Below are 19834 nucleotides of genomic sequence, written 5' to 3'. Positions count from 1 at the left end.
TTGTCGCCCTGCCGCTTATGCTGTCGCCATGACAGCTTTACGCACGGTAATGGACGCTAGCCTGGTCGCGCATCGACACGACCAGACTGCCACGCTGGCGATCGTGGTACAGACCGAAGGCTCGACCTATGTCCGCGCCGGCGCGCTGGCCCTGTTCGTCACCGACGCGACGCCGGTGGGCTGGCTCAGCGGCGGTTGCCTGGAACCGGAAATCGCCCGCTGTGCCGCCGAAGTGGCGCAACGCAATGCGCTGGGCTGGATGTGCATCGACACCCGCGATGACGAAGATCTGTTCGCCGGTTCGGCGGTCGGCTGTCGCGGCAAACTGCATATCGCATTGTTGCCACTGCGGCAGCTGCAGCAGTGGCCGCAACTGGTCGCCGCGTGGCAGGCCGGGCAGGGCACGCTGCATCTGCAGTTCGTTGACGAGGGGGTTGTCGATGCCAGCCTCGGCCTGCACCGGCAGCGCTGGGAATTTGCCGAAGTCGAGTCGTTCCACGATGCACCGGCGCTGGCCGCGGTCGAGCTGCAACTGCCGCCGCCGCCGTCACTGCTGGTACTGGGCGCCGGCCCGGAAACCGGCTTCCTGCTGCCGCAGCTGCGCACCCTGGGCTGGATGAGCACGCTGATCGAACGGCGACCGCGCTGGCTGGCACAGGCGCAGCATGCCGATGCCTTCATCCGTGGCAGCTTCGAGGATCTGCCGCACGCTGCCAGGTTCGATGCAGCGTTGGTGATGCACCATCATTTCGACATGGATCGCGAGGCACTGACCGCGCTCGCCGCCACCGCGATACCGTTCCTGGGCTTGCTCGGCCCGCGCCGGCGTCATGATGATCTGTTCAAGTTGATCCCCGACGCATTGCAGGCGCGCCTGTCCCCACGGCTGCATTCACCGGTGGGCATCAAGCTGGGTGGACAGGGCCCGCAAGCGATCGCGCTGAGCATCGCCGCGCAATTGCAACTGCTGCATTCCGGCGAGCGCCAGTGAGCCGGCATCGCGCGGTATTGCTGGCCGCCGGTGGCAGCCGGCGCCTGGGCCGGCCCAAGCAACTGTTGTTGCGCGATGGCGAGCCGCTGGTGCGGCGAGTGGCCAGGCTGGCTCTGGCCACCGATGCCGACGAAGTGCTGGTGATCTGTGGTGCGTTCGAAGCGGACATCCGTGCCGCGCTGCAGGGACTGCCGCTGCACTGCCTGTCGCATCCTGATTGGCAGCACGGCCTCGGCAGCAGTGTGCGACGGGCGGCAACGCAGTTGCAGCAATACGATGGCCCGGTGCTGATGCTGACCACCGATCAGCCGGCGCTGACGGTCAGCCATCTGCAGGCATTGCTGCAAATGGCCGCCGCCAGCGAGTCCGGCTGCGCGGCGACCGCACATACGGATGGCCAAGCCCGCCGCGCGGGCATCCCGGCCGTGGTGCCGGCGATGTTGCTGCGGCAGGCCGGATTGCGGGCTGACAAAGGTTTGCGCCATCAGCTCAACGCGCTGCCGGCCGACCGCGTTGGCTGGCTGGATGCGCCGGAGCTGTGGCGCGATCTGGATACGCCGCAAGCGATGGCCGAAGCGATCGCGCTGGGCCTGCTGGATCCACAATAACCGGCTGCGCGCGCCGACCTCTCAGGCCGGTAGTTTCGGTTGCGGGCAGTGGCTGCGCGGATGCGCGGTGCGCGCCAGCCAGTCGCTGACCGTTGGCGCAAGCCGATCCACCCGCAGCGGCAGGCTGAGATGGTTTTCGCCGGCCATTTCGATGTAGCGCACCCGCGCCGACGACTTCGCCAGCAAACGTCCGTGCGCCACCGGCACGTGCTGATCCTGATCGCCGTGCAGCAGCAGGATGCAGGCCGGCGCCGAGGCCACCACCCGGCTGACATCGACCCGATCCAGATCCAGCCCCAGGCGTGCGTCGGCTTCGGCGATCACCGCATCCATGTCCTGGCCGCCGTAATGCCAGCGCAGCAGCCTGGCCTGGGCTTGGCCAAGCCAGTCATCCGGCTGCCGCGCCAGCATGTGCGGGACCATGTCGCGGATTGCACGACCGGCATTGGCAAATGATTCCATCGCGATTACCCCGCTGATTTCGTCACCCATCGATTGCGCGGTGAACAGCGCCGTCGCCGCCCCGTACGACACCCCCAGCAGATACACCGGACCACTGATTTCACCTTGCTCACGCAGGCTGCGGATGACGCTGGCGACGTCGTCCGACTCGCGGGTGCCATAACCGGACAGGCCGGCGCCGGAGCGGCCATGGTTGCGCAGGTCGATGCTGACCGTGCGATAGCCGGCCTGGGCCAGATCCAGCGCCCACGGCAGCAGCGAACCGCCATCCATCATCCAGCCATGCAGCAGCACCACGGTGCCACGCGGGGTCGGCGGCGGGCCGCTGGGCGCGCTGAAATCGATATCGAAATCGGCGTGGACGGCATCATCGTGCTGGCCGGACGCAGCGATGCCGGCCGGGCGATAGCGGTAATGGAAGTGATAATCGCCGGGGTCCAGCAGCCGCCAGAAAATCGCTACCCCGTCGCGACTGCGCACCTGCCCGCTACGACTATGCAGGGTCGCCGTCATCGCTTCGATTCGCTCAACGGGAAGCAGTGGCGACACCCCCGACGGCGCCACCAGCAGGCTGCTGAGCGAGGCCGACGCCGGCGCCATGCAGCTGGCCAGCCACAGGCAGGTACAGGCGAACAGGCATAACAGCACACGCATCATCGGGGCAGCCACGGCAGATAAAAAAGGGCGCCCACGTTAGCCCGGGCCAACCCTCCCATCTACCGCGCCACGATGACACTACGATGACAGTTGCCGTAACTTCATGCGGAGGGGATCAGGGCGCCGCGTTGGCCGGCAGTTGTGAAGGGTCGGGGCCGGCATCCAGCGCTGCGCAATCCGAGTCCTGTGCCGCAGCGGCCATCCAGCTGGCGAGAGGATCCCGCAGCCAGCCCATGCGCGCGATCGCGCTGACGTGATTGTCCAGCGGCAACGATATGTGCTGCACGCGTGGATTGGCTGCGCCCAGTGGTTGCGACTCGGCCGCTGGCACCAGCAGGTCCCCGGCACCGTGCAGTATCAACGTGCACACCGGGGTGGTGGCCACCGCATCGCTGACGTCGACGCTGGACAATTGCAGGTCCAAGCGTTGCTGGGTTTCGACCAGACCGCGTTGGATGCGTGCCGGGTCGTACCACCAGCGCGCCAGCGCCGGCGTGTGACGGTCCTGCAGCGTCCGTTCGAGGAACTGCGGCACCGCCTGGCCGGCATTGGCATACGGAGCAAACGCGATCACGCCAGCCGGCGGCTGTGCCGTGATGAGATCGGCCAGGAACAGCGCGGTGGTCGCGCCCATCGAATGACCGAACAGGAACAGCGGTTCCTGGATCAGGCCCTGTTGCCGCCACTGCGGTATCAGCTGCGCCAGATCCTGCGCTTCACGCAGGCCGAAACCCAGTGGCGCCGGATCGGAATGGCCGTGGTTTCGCAGGTCGACGACGATGCCGCGGTAGCCGCTTTCCGACAGCGCAACCGACCACGGCAGCAGACTGCTGGCATCCGTGCCCCAGCCGTGCAGGTAAATGACGGTGCCGCGGGTGGCCGTGACCCGCGCCGGTTGCAGGCGCTCGATGTTGACCTTCAGTTCGAAGCTGTCGGCTTGCCGCGAAAAACGGTTCTTGATCGCGTAGTCGCCGGGGGTGACCGTGTAATAGGAGATCCGGTTGCCCTGCACGGTGCGGATCTCATCACGCGGCAGCTCCAGCATGTCCGCGGCCGACAACGTGGCGGCCGAGACCGGTGGGTTGACGATGCGATCGGCCAGTGATGCGCAACTGCTGGCAGCCAAGGCGCAGGCCAGCGCCAACCCTGGCCCGCGCGCATGCGACACAATCCAGCTCAATATCAAACCTCGCGCAGGGCGGTGGTGATCGGCAACCGTGCCGCGCGCAAGGCCGGGAACAGGCCACCGACCAGGCCGATGCCCAGCGCCCATTTCAGGCCGGTCCACAACAGATCCGGCGAGACCTTGAACTGGAACACCACCTGGCTGAAGTTGGAGCCCAGGGTGGCGACGCTGTACCCATTGAACACCAGCCAGGCGATCAGCCCGCCGAGGACACCGCCGAGCAAGGCCAGCAGCATGGTTTCCAGCATCACCGCCATCACCACTGGCAGGCCGCGGAAACCAATCGCGCGCATGGTCGCGATCTCGCGCGCACGCCCGGCGACCGCGGCGTACATGGTGTTGAGTGCGCCGAATACCGCGCCGATCGCCATGATGGTGCCAATCACCGTGCCCAGGATCTTGATCAGCTTGGCCAGGCCCTCGGACTGCTTGGAGTAGTAATCGACGGTGGTCTGCACGTCCAGCTTCAGTCGTGGGTCGGCATCCAGCGCCGCCTTCAATTGCTTGAAGCCATCCTTGCCATCCAGCTTGATCGTGACCGACTGGTAGGCGCGACGGTCATAGGCCGAAGCCAGGGTTTCGATATCGGTCCAGATCTCCGAATCAAACGCATCTCCGGAGGCGAACACACCGACCACGGTCCATGCCTGGTTGCCCAGGCGCAAGGTCTTGCCGACCTCCAGCCCGCGATACTGGTTCCTGGCACCCTGGCCGACCACGATCTCACGGACGCCGACGTTGAACTTGCGGCCCTCGATGATCCTGATCTGCGGTCGCACTCCCCAGGCCGCGTCGCTGACCCCGCGGAACTGCGCGTTGGCATCCTCGCCGGTACTGGCCACCGGCAGGTTGACCACCTGCGATAGCTCGGCCGACAGCGCCGCGCGGCCCTGCGCATCCTTGGCAACACCGGCCAGGGTCGAGATCAACGGCAGTTGATCGCGGGTGATCACGGAATTGGTTTCAGCCTGCGATCCACCGCGCAGGATGATCGCGGTCTGCTCGCTGCCGGTGCCCTTGAGCGTGGCCTGGAAGCCTTCGCCCATCGCCAGCATCGCCACCAGCACCCCGACCACGCCGGCGATGCCGACGATGATCACCGACGATGCGCCCCAGCGTTGCGGCAGGCTGGCGATACCGACCCGCGCGGCCGCCAGTGACAGGCGACCGGGACGGGTCAGCAGCAACCACGCGCCGACCAGTACCGCCAGCCCCAGCACCACGTACCAGGGCAACATGATCCAGACGACCAGGCCGATCGCCAGCAACAGGATCGACAACAGGTTCCACAGCCACAGTTTCTTTTTCATCGGGTTGCTCCCGCGCAGGCAAAGCCTGCATCAGCGAAGAGGAGTCGCGCATGGCCGGCGGTTGCCGGGAACAGGCGACGGCAGGCGACAGCGGATGAGGTGGGTCGGGTCGGCATGTCAGCGCCCCGCCAGTGCATCGACGATCTTCAACCGCATTGCCCGCATCGCCGGCAACAGCCCGACCACCACGCCGATGCCGATCATCAGCGCCAGCCCGATCAGCCAGGTGCTGGCCGGCATGCTGCCGAGTGAGATCATGCCGCCACTGGCGGCGCTGATGCCCGGGATCAATATCGCCGAGATCGCCAGCCCCAGCAGGCCACCCAGCACGATCAGCAGGATCGCCTCGGCCAGTACCAGCGCCAGCACGCTGCGATTGGTGAAGCCGATGGTCTTCAACACCGCCAGCTCGGGAATGCGATCACGCACCGCCTGGGCCATGGTGTTGCCGGTCAGCAGGATCAGGGTGAAGAACACCGCGCCCATGATCGCGGTGACAATCAGGCCGATGTCGGCGAACTGCTTGGCAAAGGACTGGTTGAACGCCTGTTCGGTCTGGGTCTTGGTTTCGTTCGACGAGTTCAGCGAAATCGCATCAATGGCCTTGGCCACCCGGCTGGCGTGGTCGGGATTGTCGAGCTTGACCATGTACCAGCCGACCTGGCCGTTGGTGTACTGGTTGGCCTCGTCGAAGTACTTCCAGTGGAACACCAGCTGGTTCTCTTCGCCCTTGCGCTTGCTGTCGGCCAGCTTGAAGGTGCCGCGCAGGTGCAGCGGCCAGGCATTGCTGCCGTCCTTCTGCGGGAATATCGTCGCCTGCAGCGGAATGGTGTCGCCGATCTTCCAGCCAAAGCGCTTAGCCAGCGATTCACCGACGATGGCACCGGTGCGATCGTCCTGCCAGGATTTCAGCTGCGCCGGATCGATGATGTATTCGGGGTACATCTCGAAATAATCCGGGCTCACCGAGAAGTTGGGGAAGAAGTTCTTCGGGTCGCGGTAGATACCGCCGAACCAGGCGGCATAGGTGGCCTTCCTGACTCCCGGCACGGCTTCGATCTGGCTCAGCAGGCTGTACGGCAGCATCTGGGTGATCGACAGTCGCGACGCCACCACCATCCGGTTGGCACCGGCGACGCTGCCGCCGGAATTGAACGCCACCCGCACCGAATCGAGCAGGCCGAACAGCAGGAACGCGGCAATCACCGACAGCAGGGTCAGGAAGGTGCGGGTCTTGCTGCGAAACAGCGCGGCCCATATCAACGAAAAATATTTCATGATCGCCTCGCTCAGTGCGCGGCCGGCGTGGCCGCCAGTTCGCCCTTGTCCAGATGGATGGTGTGGGTGGCGTATTCGGCCGCCTTCGGATCGTGGGTGACCATGATGATGGTCTTGCCGTGATCACGATTGAGCTGCTTCAGCAGGTTGAGGATCTCCTCGGCCGAATGACGGTCCAGGTCACCGGTCGGTTCGTCGCAGATCAGGAAGGTAGGGTCGGACACGATGGCGCGCGCGATCGCCACGCGTTGCTGCTGGCCGCCGGACAGTTCGTTCGGGCGATGGCTCTTGCGGTCGGCCAGGCCGACCAGCTGCAGGGCGATTTCGGCATTGCGCTTGCGCTGGCTGGCGCTGAGCTTGGTCAGCAGCAGCGGCAGTTCGACGTTCTTCTGCGCGGTCAGGGTCGGCATCAGGTTGTAGAACTGGAACACGAAGCCGACGTGGTGGCTGCGCCAGTGCGCCAGCTGGCCGTCATTCATCCTGTCGATGCGTTCGCCCTCGATCTCGATTTCGCCGCCGCTGGGATTGTCGAGCCCGCCAATCAGGTTGAGCAGGGTGGTCTTGCCCGAGCCCGACGGACCCATCAGGGCAACGAAATCGCCGTGCGGGATGTCCAGGTCGATGCCGTGCAGCACCTGGACTTTCTCCGGGCCACGTTGGTAGGTCTTGGTCAGATTGCGGATGGAAACCAGTGCGGACATCGTTGCATTCCTTTTGGCGTGGAGCGGAGCAGGCCCCGCTGGAACGGTGAACGGAAAAAATCGCTACACGAAACAATCCCGGCGGGCGCGCCCCTCGCGCCCCATGGTTGCCGGGATCACGCGGCACGCCGCGCGAACTGTTGCACTTGCATCTTCACGACGTCGCCCGCGCTGGCGGATCGACAGCCGTGTCGTGATGTCGCTCACTGGCCCCGCGCGCTGGCAGCAGGACCTGGCAATGATGCGCGGCCAACGACCGCGCACCCGCTGAAACTCATTCGGCGTCGGTCGATTCCTCGACCAGCCTGACCTTGTCGCCATCCTTCAGCCCGGCCGGCGGATCCAGCACCACCGATTCACCGGCCGACAGACCGGCACTGACATGCTGGTCATCGCCGAGCTTGCCAGCCAATGTCAGCGCACGCTGCTCGACGCGATCCTCGCCATCGACGACGAAGGCGACGTCGGCGCCATCACGCTCGACAATCGCCGCGCCCGGCGCGCGCACGCCCTTGGGCTGCTCGGCGCTGGCCGGTTTGGCTTTCTCGAGGAAACTGACCCGCACGCCCATGTCCGGGACGATGCGCGGATCCTTGGAATTCAGCGCGACCCGCACCTTGACCGTGGCCTTGCTGCGGTCGGCGGCGGGAATGATCGCGATCACCTCGCCGGGGATCTTCCAGTCCGGATAGGCGTTGAGGGTGGCTTCAATCGGCATCTTCGGCTGGACCCGGCCGATGAAGGCTTCGCCGACTTCCACTTCCACTTCCAGCGAATCCATGTCGACAATGGTGCCGATGCCGGTACGGGTGAAACCGCCGCCGGCCGACAGCGGTGACACGATCTCGCCCGGCTGCGCGGCCTTGGCGATCACCACCCCGGCAAACGGTGCGCGGACGATGGTGTTGTCGACGCCGTTGTCGGAAATGCGCAGTTGGTCGGAGGCCACCTGGGTGTTGCGCTGCGCGGTCACCAGTTGTGCGCGCAGGGTGTCGCGCTGGGCCACCGCCTGGTCGTACTGGGCCTTGGACACCAGTTGTTCGCGGGCCAGCTTGGTCAGCCGGTTGACGTTGGCTTCGGCTTCCTGCAATTGCGCCTGCAGGCTGCCGCTCTGGCTGCGCGCGGCGGCCAGCTGGGCCAGCGAAAGATCGCGGGTGGCATTGGCGTCGACCGGATCCAGAGTGGCCATGACCTGGCCTTCCTCGACCTGCATGCCTTCTTCGATCAGCACTTCCTTGACCTTGCCGGTGATCTTGGCCGAGACCGTCGCCATCCGCCGCGCAACCACATAGCCGCTGGCATCCAGCACTGCCGCCGAGGCACTGCCGTTGCTAAGGGCCACGGTCGGCGCAGTGCGGACTTCAATGCCCTTGTCGCGGCCAAACAGCAGCCAGCCGAGTACCGCCAGCACCAGCAGCGCGACGATCACGCCCAGGGTTATCCACAGCGGCTTGCGCGAGCGTGGCTCCGCAGGCGCCGGCTTGCGGTCGATGCGCAGTTCCTTCAACAGATCAGCAGAGGTATTCATTCACCCTTCCAGACGGAGTCAAGCGGCAAAGTGTGACCAGTAGCGTTGTCAAAGCCAAATCATCAGCCGCGTCAGTCTCGCCCGATGACAGACCGTCGCGCAACCGGCCCACTGCCGCGGCCACTGTCGCAACCGCCGGCACAGCATGCCGTCTGCCGCCGGCCCGGCCCAGTGACAACTGTCATGCGATTTGGCTGATCGGCGCGGCTCAACAATCGCCGCCAGCCCGGCTATGGTGGCGACATTGCCGCGTGCCCGCGCCAGGAAGTTCCCGTCATGATCGCCACCCTGTTGAAACTGCGCCAACGCCTGCTGCCCGAGGAACTGCAACTGGGCTGGATGCCGTTCTACAACCTGGGCTATCTGCTGTTCCTGTTCCTGCCGGCGTTGTTTGCCTGGCTGGGCGAGCGCGATGGTTACCTGGGGCCGCTCAACCTGGGCTACACGCTGCTGAGCGTGCTGGTGTTCCTGCCGATCTATTTCATGAGCTATCGCGGCCATCCGGCCGTGCGTTTTGCCGGGGTGCTGGCGATGGGGCTGATCGGCTACACGCTGATGCCGCACAACGCCTTCGCCAACACCTATTTGATTTACGCGGCCAGCTTCATTCCTTATATCGGCATGCCGTTGTCGCGCGGCGTGTTGCTGATGTTGTGCCAGCTGGTGGTGATGCTGTTGCAGCTGATGTGGCTGGGCTACCCGTTGTTCATCTTCGGACTGACTCTGTTGATCTCGGTATCGGCGTTCTTCGGCAATCATTTCTATGTGCAGAACCGGCACAAGCAGGCGGCGCTGAAGCTCAGCGATGACGAGATCCGCCGGCTTGCCGCGACCGCCGAGCGCGAGCGGATTGGCCGCGACCTGCATGATCTGCTGGGCCACACGCTGTCGCTGGTGGCGTTGAAGTCGGAGCTGGCCGGCAAGCTGCTGGACCGCGATCTGGCCGCTGCCCGCCGTGAGATGGACGAAGTCAGCCGGGTTGCGCGCGATGCGCTGTCGCAGGTCCGGCGGGCGGTGTCGGGCATCCGAGCGGCTGGACTGGCGGCCGAACTGGCGTCGGCGCGGGTACTGCTGGAAACCGATGGCGTGGCGCTGCAGGTAGGCATGGATGAAGTCGAACTGGACGCCGCCGCCGAAACCGTACTGGCGCTGGTGCTGCGCGAGGCGGTCACCAACATCCAGCGGCATGCGCGGGCACGACAGGTACGGGTGAGCTTGCAGGCGGCCGAAGACAATGGCGTTGCATTGCTGGTCGAGGACGACGGCCGCGGCCAGCCGATCACCCCGGGCAACGGCGTAGCCGGCATGCGCGAGCGCCTGGCGACCCAGGGCGGTCGTTTGCAGCTCACCGCGCAGGCCGGCCGCGGCGTGCGCCTGCGGGCGTGGTTGCCGGGTTCGTCGTCACTGCGGGCGGCCGGGCTTCGGGCACCCGATCAGCCGTTGCCGCAATGATCGCTGGTCGCCGGCGGTGGCGATTTGCTACCGTGCGCGCACGGCGCCGCGCAGGAACGCAGACTCCATGATCACCATCGTGCTGGCCGAAGATCAGGCCATGGTCCGCGGCGCGCTGTCGGCGCTGCTGGGGCTGGAAGATGATCTGCAGGTGCTCGCGGCCGCCGCCGACGGTGAAGCCGCCTGGCGCGATCTGCAGCGCCTGAGCCCGGACGTGCTGGTCACCGACATCGAAATGCCCGGACTGACCGGGCTGGAACTGGCCCAGCGGATCCAGCGCCAGCAGTTGCCGACCCGGGTCATCATCGTCACCACCTTCGCCCGCGCCGGTTTCCTGCGCCGGGCACTGGATGCCGGCGTCAGCGGCTACCTGTTGAAGGATGCGCCGGCCAGTGATCTGGTCCAGGCAATCCGCCAGGTCCATGCCGGTGGCCGTGCCATCGATCCGCAGCTGGCATTGGCGGCCTGGTCGGATGCCGATCCGCTCAGCGATCGCGAACGCCAGGTGCTGCGCCTGGCCGGCGAGGGCCTGGCCGCCGCCGAGATCGCCGCCAGGCTGCATCTTTCACAGGGCACGGTGCGCAACTACCTGTCCGAAGCAATCGGCAAGCTCGGCGTCGGCAACCGCATCGAAGCGCACCGGCTGGCACGGCAGAAAGGCTGGCTCTGAGTTGTAGAGCGGAGCTTGCTCCGCTAGTCCAGCCCACCTCCCGTAGAGCGGAGCTTGCTCCGCTAGTCCAACCCATCTCCGGTAGAGCGGAGCTTGCTCCGCTGCGTTCTCTGCGGACGTTCCCAGCGGAGCAAGCTCCGCTCTACATGGGTGGAACAGCGGAGCAAGCTCCGCTCTACGCGGATGGAGCAGCGGAGCAAGCTCCGCTCTCCGTGGGTGGAACGGCGGAGCTCGCTCCGCTCCACGTTGGGGCACAAACCCGCGTATCCTGAGCCGCAACCGGCGGCGCCGACCACGCGCTGCACAGTCCAGCAAGGGAGTTTGCGATGACGATGACGATGGTGTTGCTGCTGTTGCTGAAGGTGTCGATTGCCGCGCTGATATTTTCGATCGGCATGGGCTCGACGTTCTCCGACGTGAGCTGGTTGTGGCGCAGGCCCGGGCTGTTGCTGCGCTCGCTGCTGGGCATGTATGTGCTGGTGCCGGTGGTCGCTTTCGTGCTGGTGTGGTTGCTGCCGCTGGAGCCGACGGTCAAGGCAGCCTTGCTGATACTGGCGGTGTCGGCCGGGGCGCCGTTGCTGCCGAAGAAGCTGGGGCCGGTGCACAGCGATCAATACGTCTTCAGCCTGGTGGTGACCTCGTCGCTGCTGGCCATCATCTGGGTGCCCGTGTGGATCCATTGGCTGGCGCGGCATTTCGGCGTGCCGCTGGATGTGCCTGCCAGCGCCATCGCGATCACCATCGCCCATTCGTTCCTGTTGCCGCTGGTCGCCGGCATGCTGGTGCGGGCGATCTGGCCGACGCTGGCGATTGCCCTGTCCGACAAACTGATTGCGCTTGGCGGGCTGGTGTTGATGCTGGACGGGGTGCTGTTGCTGATCCTGCACTGGCGGGTTCTGCAGCAGGTCGGTGCCGCCGGCTTTGGCGCACTGCTGCTGATGCTGCTGCTGGCACTGCTGATTGGCCACCTGCTCGGCGGTCCCGGTGCCGGCGAGCGGACGTCGCTGGCGGTCGCCTGCGCGACCCGCCACATCGGCGTGGCGATCCTGGTCGCGACCTCGTTCCCGGGCACCCAGACCACGGTGCTGGTGGCCGCCTACGTGGTCGCCTCGTCGCTGGTGTCGGTGCCGTACCTGCAGCTGCGCAAGAAAGCCGCCGTTGCCGAGGCGCCGCCCGGCTGATCGCATCGTCGGTTCAGAACATGCCCAGCAGGTTGGGTAATTCTTCGGGAATTTGCTGGGCGACATCCCACAGCTCGACGATGCGGTTGTTCTCGAAGCGGAGGATATGCACCACCGCATACTGCTGGTCACTTTGCGCGCGTTGCAGATGCGAAAGCACCGCGACCCGGTCGCCGCCATCGATGACCTGCCTGACCGTGAACGACTTGTTCGGTTCGCCCTGGGCGCTTTGTTCCATCGCCAGCAGCAGCGACTGGCGATCGGCGGGGAAATAGGCGTTGTGGTGGACGAAGCCATCGGCAACATGACGCTGATAGGCTTCGCGGACCTGGCCGGAGGCCGCCATGGTCAGGAACTCGCTGGCAATGCGGGCATTGGTTGGGGTGTCCATGCAGGCGCTCCGGGATGGGTCGATGGATTATCCGACGCCAACATCCGCTACGCCATTGGCCAGCCGCAGCGAGATCGGCCTGCGCCGTGCCCGGCCTCCGCTCAGCCGCCGTAGCGCGCCTTCAGCATCGCCCAGGCACTGCGCAGGCCGAGGGCCTCGCCGCCAGCCGGTCGGCCGGGGCGTTCGCTGTCGTTCCAGGCATAGACGTCCAGGTGCGCCCAGGGCCGGTCGGCGGGGACGAACCGTTCCAGGTACAACGCGGCGGTGACCGAGCCGGCCATCCGCGAACCGGCGTTGGCCATGTCGGCGATCTGGCTGGTCAGATAGCGCAGGTACGGGCGCCACAACGGCATCCGCCAGACCGGGTCGCGCTGTTGCTGGCCGGCATCCAGCCAGGCCTGGGCGACGCCATCGTCATTGCAGAACAGTGCCGGCAGATCCGGGCCCAGCGCGATGCGGGCGGCACCGGTCAGAGTGGCGAAATCCAGCAGCAGATCCGGTGAACCTTCACCGGCATAGCTCAGCGCATCGCACAGGATCAAACGGCCTTCGGCATCGGTGTTGTCGATTTCCACGCTGACGCCCTGGCGGGTGGTGATGACTTCGCCGGGACGGAATGCGTCCGGGCCGATGCTGTTTTCCACCGCCGGCACCAGCAGGCGCAGCCGCACCGGCAGCCGGCGCGCCATGATCAATCCGGACAGCGCGAGCGCATGGGCGGCACCGCCCATGTCCTTCTTCATGTTGCGCATGCCATCGGCGGGCTTGATGTCGAGGCCGCCGGTGTCGAAGCAGACGCCCTTGCCGACCACGGCCAGCTGCGGATGGGCGGCATCGCCCCAGTGCAGTTCGATCAGCCGGGGCGCGCGGTGCGAGGCACGACCGACCGCGTGGATGGTCGGGAAATTCTGCTCCAGCAGGGCGTCACCGCTGATGACGTTGATCTCGGCGCCGTGCGCGGCAGCCAGTTCGCGCGCGGCCTGTTCCAGTTGCTCCGGGCCCATGTCCTGGGTTGGCGTGTTGACCCAGTCGCGCACCCGCAGGCTGGCGGTCAGGATGTCGTTGGCTTCCGCGTCGGCATGCTCCAGCAGCAGCCGTGCCGGCTTGCGCAGCGGTTGCTTGTAGCGGTCGAAGCGGTAGCAGCCCAGGCCCCAGCCCAGTTGCAGTGCGGTGCGCGCATCGGCGTCCAGCGCACTGTCGTCGGCCATGGCGTAATCGCCCAGAGGCAAGGCAAACGGCGCATGCGCGTAGGAGTACGCATCCAGCGGATCGCCAATGCCGATGATCGCGGCGGCGATGCCGTCGCCGCCGGGCAGCAGCAGCGCGCTGCCGGGAGCGGCGCTGAATGCCTGCGCCTGCAGCCAGGCCTGTACCTCGGCGCCCTGCTGCTGCAGCCACCCGGGCAGCTGCTGGCGCTGCAGCACATGCAGCGGGATGGCGCGGTCGGAGGCGGCGGTATAGGCGTGCTCGGGATTCATGCGGTGACGGACTCGTGGTTGTCTGAAGAGGCGAACAGCGGATGCGCGTCCAGCCAGTCGGCCAGTTCGGCCAGGGTGGTGAACTGCAGATCCGGCTGGATATCGGCATGTGGCCATCGCGACGGCTGATGGCCGAGGTCGCCGCGGTTGAGCCAGCAGCTGCGCAGGCCGGCGCGGGCGGCACCGAGCACGTCCATGTCGATGTTGTCGCCGACGTGCAGTACCTCGCCCGGGGCCACGCCCAGACGCTGGCAGGCGGCGTGGAAGATGCTGGCATCGGGCTTGGCCGCGCCGTGTTCGCGCGCACCCAGCTGGAACACGAAATGATGCGACAGGCCGATCCGCTGCAGGTCGGCATTGCCATTGGTCAGCGCCGCCACCGGCACCCGCGCGGCGATCCGGGCCAGCGCTTCGAGGCTATCGGGATAGCACTCGACCTGGTTGCGGGCGGCGTAGAAGGTTTCGTAGGCCGGTTCCAGCAGGGCCATGTCGGCCTGGCTCTGCTGCAGGGCCCGCTCGATGGTCAGCCGCCGCAGCATGCTGAGGTCGTGGACAAGGTCCGGACGTTCGGCAAACACCGCGTCGCGCAGCTCGCGCATGCGTGCCTGCGGGAACAGCGTGGCGGTGGCCGGGCTGTGCTGCAGCAGCCAGTCATGCAGTACCTGTTCGATGCGCGCCCCAATCGGCGCGAACGGCCACAGGGTATCGTCGAGGTCGAGGGTGATGGCGCGGATCGGAAAGCTCACCGTGCCATGGTAACGCCGATGACGCTGGCCGCGGCGAACCGGTGGTGAACCGGGCCCGCCGGCGCGCTCATTCCAGCAGCCGCGCCCAGCCTTCCATGCCTTCGACCCGGGCCAGCACCAGCTTGACGCAGACCAGCAGCGGCACCGCCAGCAACAGGCCGATGATGCCCCATAGCGAGCCGAACACCATCAGCGCCAGGATCAGGATCAGCGGCGACAGCGCCATCTGCCGGCCGAGGATGATCGGGGTGATGATCTGGCCTTCCAGCGTATGCAGCAGCAGATAGCAGGCCGCCGGCAGCATCGACGGCAGCGGATCGTCGAAGGTCACGAAGCCGACCAGCAGCATCGCCAGTACCCCGATCAGCGGGCCGACGTAGGGGGCGAAATTGAGCAGCGCGGCCATCGTCCCCCACAGCAGCGCTTCGGATACCGGGAAGTCCAACGCCCACAACGCGGCCGCGAATATCAGTCCGACGGTGGCATTGATGATGCTGATGGTCAGCACGTAGCGCGATACCGCGCGTTCGATCGATTGCAGGATGCCGACGGTGAATTTCTGCTGCTGGCGCCCGGGCAGCAGCGCGATTGCGTGGCGTTGCAGGTTCTGTCCGTAGACCATGAAGAAGAACGTCAGCAACACCACCGCCAGCACCGATGCCAGCAGCCGCGGGGTCGCCATCAGCTTGGCGTAGGGGTCATCCAGCGAGGTGCGGATGATCTGCAGCTTGCGATCCGATTCGCCACCGGCGGCGCGGGCGAAACTCTCGGCGGCGCGGTTGGCATCCTGCACGGGTTTGGTCAGTTCGCGCAGCTTGGGCGCCAGGTTGCGCATCTCGCGCGGTGCTTCGCGAAACCACTCCATCGCCGGCGTGGTCAGCTGGTTGGCCAGCACCACGGCCACGCTCAGGCCACCGACCAGTACCAGCAGCGCGGCCAGGAAACGCGGCACCCACAGCTTGCCGAGCAGACGGATGATCGGGTTGCCGATCAGGGCGAAGAACATCGCCAGCAGGATCGGCAGCAGCACGCCCTGGGCGATCCACATGGTGTAGCCGACCGCCAGCACCGCCAGCACCAGCAAGGCCATCGAAGCCCGCGGTCGGGGCCGTGATGTGGACGGCGTGCGCACGGGCGCGGCGGGCGGTGGCGGGGCAACGGCTGGCGTGGTCAAGGACGATACTCGCATCGGGTGGCGGGGGCCGTGCAGCCGGGCAGTCTTGCCGGCCGCCGGCCGGGCGGCGGTGTCGCATCGTCGGTTGCCGCATCAGCGGCGTCAATCCGTCGGTTGCTGCCAGCCACGCTAGCGCCATCGGTGTGCGGGCGGCGTCAACGGCGGCAGCCCTGCGCCAGGCGTCAGCGAGATGCCGGTACCACGCCGGCAGTCGCTGATCGACCCAGGCTAGTGTTCGGACATCTCGGTGGCGGCTTCGGCCGGGCGCGGTGCCACGCCTGCGAAGGGATCCGGGGTTTGTGCCGGCGCCGGCGCGCTGTTGGCAGCGGCGCCCTGGGCCTGGGTTTCGGCACGGGCTTCGTCGCTGGCGGTTTCGGCCTGTTCGGCCGAGGCCGCCGCCTGCAGGCTGGCCAGCATCCCCGAGACCGAGGTGATCATCTGCAGCCAGCGGGCACCGGTGAGCGAACGCAGCGGTTCAGCGCGTCCGGTCAGGAAGCCGCTGACCAGACCGGCCAGGACAATGCGTCCCGGGGTCCAGCCTTCGCGCCAGGCGCTGCGCAGCGATTGGCTGCTGGTCCGGGTCTGCTCGATCCGGCCTTCCAGGATGTGTTCGGCGCGCCGTACCCGGCGCTGCAGCGATTCGAATTTCATCGGCCCTCCTGGCGTGTCGATGACGGCGCCGGCGGTGGCGCTGTGGCGTCATCGTCGTCGTCCTCATCCATCAGTCCCATCCGCACCAGTTGCCGGCGCGTGGCCTGCAGGCCGGCGTGGTCGAAATAATGCTTGACCCGCCAGGCCCCGAAACAGGTGACCAGCAGGCTGAACACCGCCGCGGCGGTCATCGCCTGCGTCCAGCTCAGGCCGGAACTTCGCAGCAGCGCAATCGCCGCCGCCGCGCTGAGCAGCCAGCCGGAAGCACCGAACACAATCGCCACGCAGGTCCAGATAAGCGCCCGTCCCAGCGCCGCCCGGGCCAGCGCGATGTCGGCGAACAGCAGCTTGCGCAGCGCGCGCGCACTGTCGCGGGCACCGCCCAGGGTTTCCTTGCCCGCCGCGGTGACCTGGCGGAAGCTGTCGTCGATGCCGGGCTTGGCCGCTTTGGCCGCCGCCTCGGCGGCAGCTTCGTCAGGCGGCGGCGAACCGGGTGGCGGCGCGGTTTGATCGGAAGAAGCGATCACGCGGCCGGCTTATTTGTCACCGCTGCGGGCCAGCTTGGCGATGACCCAGCCAGCGGCGAAGGCGACGCCGAACGAGGCCAGCGGGCGCTCGCGGATCAGCTCGGCGGCGCTGTCGACCAGATCGCGGCTCTTGTCCATCAGCGCATCCATCTGCTCGCGGGCGGCGGCGCTGCCGGACTCGGCGGCGGCCAATCCGGCCAGGGCGCTGTCGGCCAGCTCGGACTTGACGTTGGCACGGCCCAGTCGCAGTTCGTCGCCAGCGGCACCGGCGGCACCCTTGACCGCAACGCCGGCGGCGGAGGCAGCGGACTTGAGGTGCGAACCGGCTTCACCCAGGTTGGTCTTGAGCGAGTCGGTGGCGGTGGACGGATTGAGGCCGGCGGTGGGGTTGCTGCCAGTAGGCTGGTTCATTTCATGTCTCCTTGAAGGGGCTGTCGTACAGAGTCCTATCTATAACAGGTGGCGATGAAAGCCACGTTAGGACGACGGCGGTGCGTGCGGGCGCCCGGACCATGATAGCCGAGCGCCCCATCCGCGCCGGGCAGCGCGGCCGGCGCGGCGGCGGCAACGATGCCTCATGCATCACTCTTGTCGCGCCATGGCCCTGTAACAAATCGAGCGCTGGCCCAGTCCACCAACGTGCGCTCAACCACCACCGCGCTGCAGCATTAACCGACGACACCAATCCGACACCAATGCACCAGCGATAACGCTTCCTGCTGGCAGGTAGCGCTGACAATTTGCATGTCGCTGGCGACGCTGGCATGTTGGGCGCCGCCGTGCAACGCCCACAGGACGCTGCCACGGTGCAGTGTCCGGGGGCTGCCAGTGTTGAGGATGCAACGTCGATGCCTGCAGCGTCGCGCGTTGGCCGCGTGCCTGCGCGTGCCGGCGCCGTCAGCGCAGGCGCAGTTGCGGATGCAGTGAGTTTTGAACGCGTCCGGGAGTGGGCGCTTGATAGCGGGCGACGCGGCGCAGGCAGCGTATCGCCGGGAACCGAACAACAACCTGATGCCTAGTTGCATGCTGAATTCTCGAGGAAACACATGAGCACGACGTCCCTCCGCGACACCCCGCCGTTCAATGGCGAAAACACCCGCCTGATCATCCTCATCAGTTGCGTGGCCACCATCGGTGGCTTCCTGTTCGGTTTCGACAGCGGCGTCATCAACGGCACCGTCGATGGCCTGCAGACCGCGTTCAATTCCGATTCGGTCGGCACCGGTTTCAACGTCGCCTCGATGCTGCTCGGCTGCGCGGTGGGTGCCTACTTCGCCGGCCGCCTGGCCGACTTCTTCGGTCGCCGCGCGGTGCTGATCGTGGCAGCGGTGTTCTTCATTGTCTCGGCCTGGGGTTCGGGCATCGCCACCGGCTCGCTGGAGTTCGTGATCTACCGCATCATCGGCGGCCTGGCGGTCGGTGCGGCCAGCGTGATGTCGCCGGCCTACATCAGCGAAGTGTCCTCGGCGCGCTACCGCGGCCGCCTGGCCACGGTGCAGCAGATCGCGATCATCGGCGGCCTGTTCGCCGCCTTCCTCAGCAACTACCTGCTGGCCAAGGTTGCCGGTTCCTCGCTGCAACCTTTGTGGATGGGTTTTGAAGCGTGGCGCTGGATGTTCTGGATCGAACTGTTCCCGGCCGGCCTGTTCCTGCTGGCGCTGCTGTTCATCCCGGAAAGCCCGCGTTACCTGGTCGCCAAGGGCCGCAAGGAACACGCCAAGCAGGTACTGCAACGCCTGTACGGCGTCAGCGAAGGCGAGCGCAAGCTGGTCGACATCGACCGCTCGCTGGCCGCCGATCACCACCGTCCGCGCCTGTCGGATCTGATCAGCAAGGTCACCGGCCGGGTCCGCCCGATCGTCTGGGTCGGCATCGGCCTGGCGGTGTTCCAGCAACTGGTCGGCATCAACGTAGTGTTCTATTACGGCGCGGTGCTGTGGCAGGCGGTCGGTTTTTCCGAATCCGATTCACTGCTGATCAACGTCATCTCCGGCGCCCTCAGCATCGGCGCCTGCATCGTCTCGATGCTGCTGGTCGATAAAGTTGGCCGCAAACCGCTGTTGTGGGTCGGCTCGGTCGGCATGGCGATCAGCCTGGCGCTGGTGACGGTGGCTTTCGCCAGCGGCCAGCTCGATGCCAGCGGCAAACTGGTGCTGTCCGGTTCGATGGGTGTGCTGGCCCTGGTCGCTGCCAACATCTACGTGATCTTCTTCAACGCATCGTGGGGCCCGGTGATGTGGGTGATGCTGGGCGAGATGTTCCCCAACCAGATCCGCGGCTCCGGCCTGGCGGTCGCCGGCCTGTTCCAGTGGGGCGCCAACTTCCTGATCACCTGGACCTTCCCGATGCTGCTGGCCGGCATCGGCCTGGCCGGCGCCTACGGCCTGTACTGCCTGGCCGCCTTCATCTCGATCTTCTTCGTCCTCAAGTACGTGCAGGAAACCAAGGGCAAGGAACTGGAGCAGATGGAAGGCTGAGTGTGGCGTCGTTTGCCCCACCCCAACCCCCGTATCGGGTACGGGGCAGGCTCTCCCCCGTAAACGGGGGAGGGGGCTTTATCCCGGATCGTCCTAAGATAAGTCGATTGTTCGCTGGTTATTGCAGTGACCAAGGAGCATCTGCATTACGTGCGTGGATCCTTCCACGTCCGCGATCAGCCCCTTCCCCCGCCAGCGGGGGAAGGCGGGGATGGGGGCAAGACGCGATGCAGTACTCCCATCAGGCGTGAAGCCGTATCGGGATGTCATCGAAGTAATGGGGTTTGCCGGGGTTGTCATTGCTGGTGGCTTCGTTTGCCCCCACCCCAGCCCTCCCCCGTAAACGGAGGAGGGGGCATGCTACGT

19 protein-coding genes are annotated in these 19834 nt (G+C 66.5%); 6 read left to right on the top strand and 13 right to left on the bottom strand.

Annotation, left to right across the window (positions count from 1 at the left end; all coding sequences use genetic code 11):
- The first annotated feature begins 28 nt into the window (after positions 1–28).
- Together ABB29_RS02030 and ABB29_RS02025 are read left to right on the top strand one after the other, a co-directional pair.
- Positions 29–991 (top strand): XdhC family protein, encoded by a 963-nt coding sequence (locus ABB29_RS02030; RefSeq protein WP_083487352.1) that lies wholly within the window; start codon positions 29–31, stop codon positions 989–991.
- Positions 988–1599 (top strand): nucleotidyltransferase family protein, encoded by a 612-nt coding sequence (locus tag ABB29_RS02025; protein ID WP_057656951.1) that lies wholly within the window; start codon positions 988–990, stop codon positions 1597–1599. Before ABB29_RS02030 ends, ABB29_RS02025 begins: the two co-directional genes overlap by 4 nt.
- A 21-nt stretch (positions 1600–1620) precedes the next feature.
- Here the strand turns inward: ABB29_RS02025 and ABB29_RS02020 are convergent, their stop codons facing one another.
- From ABB29_RS02020 to ABB29_RS01995, 6 genes are all read right to left on the bottom strand, one after another.
- Entirely contained in the window at positions 1621–2718 is a 1098-nt protein-coding gene (locus ABB29_RS02020; protein ID WP_057656950.1) for an alpha/beta hydrolase, read from the bottom strand.
- A 115-nt stretch (positions 2719–2833) separates the two neighbouring features.
- Positions 2834–3898, bottom strand: a complete 1065-nt coding sequence (locus tag ABB29_RS02015) for an alpha/beta fold hydrolase (RefSeq protein WP_170185834.1) — start codon at positions 3896–3898, stop codon at positions 2834–2836.
- A gap of 2 nt (positions 3899–3900) precedes the next feature.
- Positions 3901–5214, bottom strand: a complete 1314-nt coding sequence (locus ABB29_RS02010; RefSeq protein ID WP_057656948.1) for an ABC transporter permease — start codon at positions 5212–5214, stop codon at positions 3901–3903.
- A 117-nt stretch (positions 5215–5331) separates the two neighbouring features.
- Entirely contained in the window at positions 5332–6492 is a 1161-nt protein-coding gene (locus tag ABB29_RS02005; protein ID WP_057656947.1) for an ABC transporter permease, read from the bottom strand.
- A gap of 11 nt (positions 6493–6503) precedes the next feature.
- Entirely contained in the window at positions 6504–7193 is a 690-nt protein-coding gene (locus ABB29_RS02000) for an ABC transporter ATP-binding protein (protein ID WP_057656946.1), read from the bottom strand.
- Positions 7194–7467: 274 nt separating this feature from the next.
- The gene (locus tag ABB29_RS01995) at positions 7468–8721 is read right to left on the bottom strand and encodes an efflux RND transporter periplasmic adaptor subunit (RefSeq protein WP_057656945.1); all 1254 of its coding nucleotides are present in this window, start codon (positions 8719–8721) and stop codon (positions 7468–7470) included.
- 276 nt (positions 8722–8997) lie between these two features.
- On the opposite strand from ABB29_RS01995, the gene ABB29_RS01990 reads away from it, so the two are divergent.
- The 3 genes from ABB29_RS01990 (at position 8998) to ABB29_RS01980 (ending at position 12024) form a co-directional block, all read left to right on the top strand.
- Complete coding sequence (locus ABB29_RS01990; protein WP_057656944.1) at positions 8998–10173, top strand: sensor histidine kinase; 1176 nt, start codon at positions 8998–9000, stop codon at positions 10171–10173.
- Between the two features lie 67 nt (positions 10174–10240).
- Complete coding sequence (locus tag ABB29_RS01985; protein WP_057656943.1) at positions 10241–10843, top strand: response regulator transcription factor; 603 nt, start codon at positions 10241–10243, stop codon at positions 10841–10843.
- 326 nt (positions 10844–11169) lie between these two features.
- On the top strand, positions 11170–12024 hold the full coding sequence (locus ABB29_RS01980) for a bile acid:sodium symporter family protein (protein ID WP_057656942.1): 855 nt from the start codon (positions 11170–11172) through the stop codon (positions 12022–12024).
- A 13-nt stretch (positions 12025–12037) separates the two neighbouring features.
- Here the strand turns inward: ABB29_RS01980 and ABB29_RS01975 are convergent, their stop codons facing one another.
- The 7 genes from ABB29_RS01975 to ABB29_RS01945 all read right to left on the bottom strand — a co-directional run bounded on the left by ABB29_RS01975 (position 12038) and on the right by ABB29_RS01945 (position 17402).
- On the bottom strand, positions 12038–12415 hold the full coding sequence (locus ABB29_RS01975; protein WP_057656941.1) for a nuclear transport factor 2 family protein: 378 nt from the start codon (positions 12413–12415) through the stop codon (positions 12038–12040).
- 101 nt (positions 12416–12516) lie between these two features.
- A complete protein-coding gene (locus ABB29_RS01970) occupies positions 12517–13893 on the bottom strand; it encodes a leucyl aminopeptidase family protein (RefSeq protein ID WP_057656940.1) in 1377 nt (458 codons plus the stop codon).
- Positions 13890–14639, bottom strand: a complete 750-nt coding sequence (locus tag ABB29_RS01965) for an HAD family hydrolase (protein ID WP_057656939.1) — start codon at positions 14637–14639, stop codon at positions 13890–13892. The genes ABB29_RS01970 and ABB29_RS01965 overlap by 4 nt, the downstream gene beginning before the upstream one ends.
- Before the next feature lie 67 nt (positions 14640–14706).
- A complete protein-coding gene (locus ABB29_RS01960; protein ID WP_057656938.1) occupies positions 14707–15828 on the bottom strand; it encodes an AI-2E family transporter in 1122 nt (373 codons plus the stop codon).
- Positions 15829–16041: 213 nt separating this feature from the next.
- Positions 16042–16464, bottom strand: a complete 423-nt coding sequence (locus ABB29_RS01955; RefSeq protein WP_057656937.1) for a hypothetical protein — start codon at positions 16462–16464, stop codon at positions 16042–16044.
- Positions 16461–16988, bottom strand: coding sequence for a hypothetical protein (locus ABB29_RS01950; protein ID WP_057657108.1), 528 nt, complete (start codon positions 16986–16988; stop codon positions 16461–16463). The genes ABB29_RS01955 and ABB29_RS01950 overlap by 4 nt, the downstream gene beginning before the upstream one ends.
- Before the next feature lie 12 nt (positions 16989–17000).
- Positions 17001–17402, bottom strand: a complete 402-nt coding sequence (locus ABB29_RS01945; RefSeq protein WP_057656936.1) for a hypothetical protein — start codon at positions 17400–17402, stop codon at positions 17001–17003.
- A gap of 635 nt (positions 17403–18037) precedes the next feature.
- Between ABB29_RS01945 and ABB29_RS01940 the strand changes: the two genes are divergently transcribed.
- A complete protein-coding gene (locus tag ABB29_RS01940; RefSeq protein WP_057656935.1) occupies positions 18038–19468 on the top strand; it encodes a sugar porter family MFS transporter in 1431 nt (476 codons plus the stop codon).
- Positions 19469–19834: the final 366 nt, after the last annotated feature.

The organism is Pseudoxanthomonas dokdonensis, assembly GCF_001431405.1.
Lineage (GTDB): Bacteria > Pseudomonadota > Gammaproteobacteria > Xanthomonadales > Xanthomonadaceae > Pseudoxanthomonas_A > Pseudoxanthomonas_A dokdonensis.
Note: the sequence above shows the minus strand (reverse complement) of the source record. Positions and strands in the feature narration are given on the sequence as shown.